Source organism: Dyella sp., from assembly GCF_035277725.1.
In the GTDB taxonomy this organism is placed as follows: domain Bacteria; phylum Pseudomonadota; class Gammaproteobacteria; order Xanthomonadales; family Rhodanobacteraceae; genus Dyella_B.
The window spans coordinates 1-2569 of sequence record NZ_DATEJY010000213.1 but is presented as its reverse complement, the minus strand read 5'-3'; the positions used below and the strand labels follow the sequence as shown (position 1 = coordinate 2569).

At 63.5% G+C, this 2569-nt stretch carries 3 protein-coding genes; 1 reads left to right on the top strand and 2 read right to left on the bottom strand.

What is annotated here, in order from left to right:
• Positions 1-946: nitronate monooxygenase (locus VJR68_RS17905; RefSeq protein ID WP_324149916.1), on the bottom strand; the 946-nt coding region annotated here is incomplete at its 3' end.
• Positions 947-1067: 121 nt separating this feature from the next.
• Complete coding sequence (locus tag VJR68_RS17900) at positions 1068-1979, bottom strand: LysR family transcriptional regulator (RefSeq protein ID WP_324149915.1); 912 nt, start codon at positions 1977-1979, stop codon at positions 1068-1070.
• Positions 1980-2075: 96 nt separating this feature from the next.
• On the opposite strand from VJR68_RS17900, the gene VJR68_RS17895 reads away from it, so the two are divergent.
• Positions 2076-2569: aldo/keto reductase (locus VJR68_RS17895; RefSeq protein ID WP_324149913.1), on the top strand; the 494-nt coding region annotated here is incomplete at its 3' end.

Here is a 2569-nt window from a genome sequence, read left to right as displayed (position 1 = left end):
CCGCGTTCAACGATTTGCCCGCATCGTACGTAACGGGATAATCCGGCACCGCATCATCCGGCACGTTGGCGCCCCAGCGCGTGAAGTCATTCGTCAAGCTGCGTGCAGGTCGCCCTGATATCACGCGCGTCATCACCGTGTGATGCGCAGCGTCGCTGAAAAGCAGCGCGCGGAATGCTTTATCGGCCAGCGATTCATCCGTGGCGATGAATGCCGTGCCCAATTGCGCGGCGACGGCGCCGAGCTTCAACGCGGCGGTGATGCCGGCACCATCCATGATGCCGCCCGCGGCGATCACCGGTACGTTCAAGGCGCGAACCAGCAAACGCGTGAGCGCAAATGTACCCAGGCGGCTGTCTTCGCCATTCGGATCGAATACGCCGCGATGTCCGCCGGCTTCATAGCCTTGCGCAACGATCGCATCCACATCTGCTGCTTCCAGCGCCTTGGCTTCCGCAACGCTCGTGGCCGATCCCAGCAACACGATGCCGGCGCCACGCAGTGCGGTGATCTGATCCGGCCGCGGTACGCCGAAATGGAAACTCACCACCTTGGGTTGTTCTTCCACCAGCATCGCAAGCATGTCGTCATCGGCGAGAAACGACGTATAGATCTCGCGCAGGCCTTGCGGCGGTGACGCCTTGGCGCGCTCGAATTCCGCATGCAAACGCTGCAACCATGCCGCCTCTTTTTGCGCATTCGTCTGCGCCGGCCGATGCACGAACACGTTCACGTTGAGCGGCCCGTCGCTCAACGCACGAAATTGATGGATCGCATCCCGCGCTTGCGCTGCCGTCATGGCGCCCACGCCCAGCGAGCCAAGCCCACCATGGTTGGCGACGGCTGCCGCCATCGCTGGCGATGACACGCCAGCCATCGGTGCCTGGATGATGGGCAGCCGCATGCCGATGCGATCAAGCAATGGCGAAGAAGGGAAGGTCGCCATGTCGTGAACTCCTAGGCGGGAAGGTGGAACACCCGCGCAACTTTACGCGCGTCGAGAGGGGGATCGAAGCTACGCCGCGTGGAAGTCAGTTTTGCGCCGCCTGCAAGAATCGCCGTGAACGTCAACGCATCGCTGCGTTGCTCTCCTTCACGAAATCGACAAAGGCACGCAGCGGCGCAGGCAGATGACGATGCCCGGGGTAATAGAGAAACGGTCCGGCAAAGTTCTGCCACCACGGCTGCAGAATGGGTTCCAGCACGCCGCTTTCCAGATGCGGGCGCACCCATTCCTCATACAGGTGCACGATGCCGAGCCCGCCAATCGCCGCATTGACCGCCAGGTCGAACGCAGGCCCCGGCCTGACCAGGAGCGGTCCGGTAGGATCCACGCGAATGACTTCGCCTTCGCGCTCGAATTCCCACACCGGCAACGCGCCGCTGGCGAATTGCCCGCGCAGGCAGGCATGAGCAAGCAGGTCGCGCGGATGTTGCGGGCGGCCATGCCGGTCCAGATAACTTGGCGCGGCCGCCGTGGCGAAACGCTGCACGCGTGGACCAATCGGAATCGCCACCATGTCCTGCTCAAGTCGTTCGTCGTAGCGGATGCCAGCATCGCAGCCGGCGGACAGCACGTCGACGAAACTGTCTTCCACCACCGTTTCGATGCGGATGTCCGGATAGGCTTTCAGAAATGCCGTGACGATCGGCGGCAAGACCACGCGTGCCACGCCGGCGGGCACGTTGAGCTTCAGCGTCCCGGCAGGGCGATCGCGGAAGCGGTTCAGCACATCCAGCGCGGCTTCCATTTCGGCCAAGGCGGGGCCCAGCCGCTCGATCAGGCGCAAGCCCGCCTCGGTGGGCGCAACGCTGCGCGTGGTGCGATTGAGCAGCCGCACGCCCAGCTTGGTTTCCAGCCGGCGCACGGCCGCGCTTAGGCCGGAGGCAGAAACGCCGCTGGCCCGCGCCGCATCGCGAAAACCGCCGGCGCGCGTCACGGAAAGAAAGGCAGCGAGATCGTTGAACTCTACGGCCATTGTCCAGTTCTTTGCACAGCCCGTGCACATTGGCATGGATTATCTAACAAACCGGTCGCCTGCATAGTAGGTGCCTACCTAACAAGGAGATTCCCGATGTCCAAGCTCGCTTCTGCTGCAGGTACCTTCCCCTTCGCCGGCCGCACCGTGAACCGGATGGGCTACGGCGCCATGCAACTCGCCGGTCCTGGCGTGTTCGGCCCGCCCAAGGATCGCAACACCGCCATCGCCGTGCTGCGCGAAGCACGGGATGCCGGCGTCAATCACATCGACACCAGCGACTTCTACGGCCCGCACATCACCAACCAGATCATTCGCGAGGCGCTGCATCCTTATCCTGATGACCTGACCATCGTCACCAAACTGGGCGCCGTTCGCGGCGACGACGGTTCATGGCTTTCCGCGCGCGAGCCGGAAGACCTGCGGCGCGGCGTACACGACAATCTTCGCAACCTCGGCCTCGACGCGCTCGATATCGTCAACATTCGCGTCATGGGAAACATCCACAGCCCGGCGGAAGGATCGAGCGAGGAGCAGGTCGTTGCACTCGCGCAATTGCAGCGCGAAGGGCTCGTGAAGCACATCGGCCT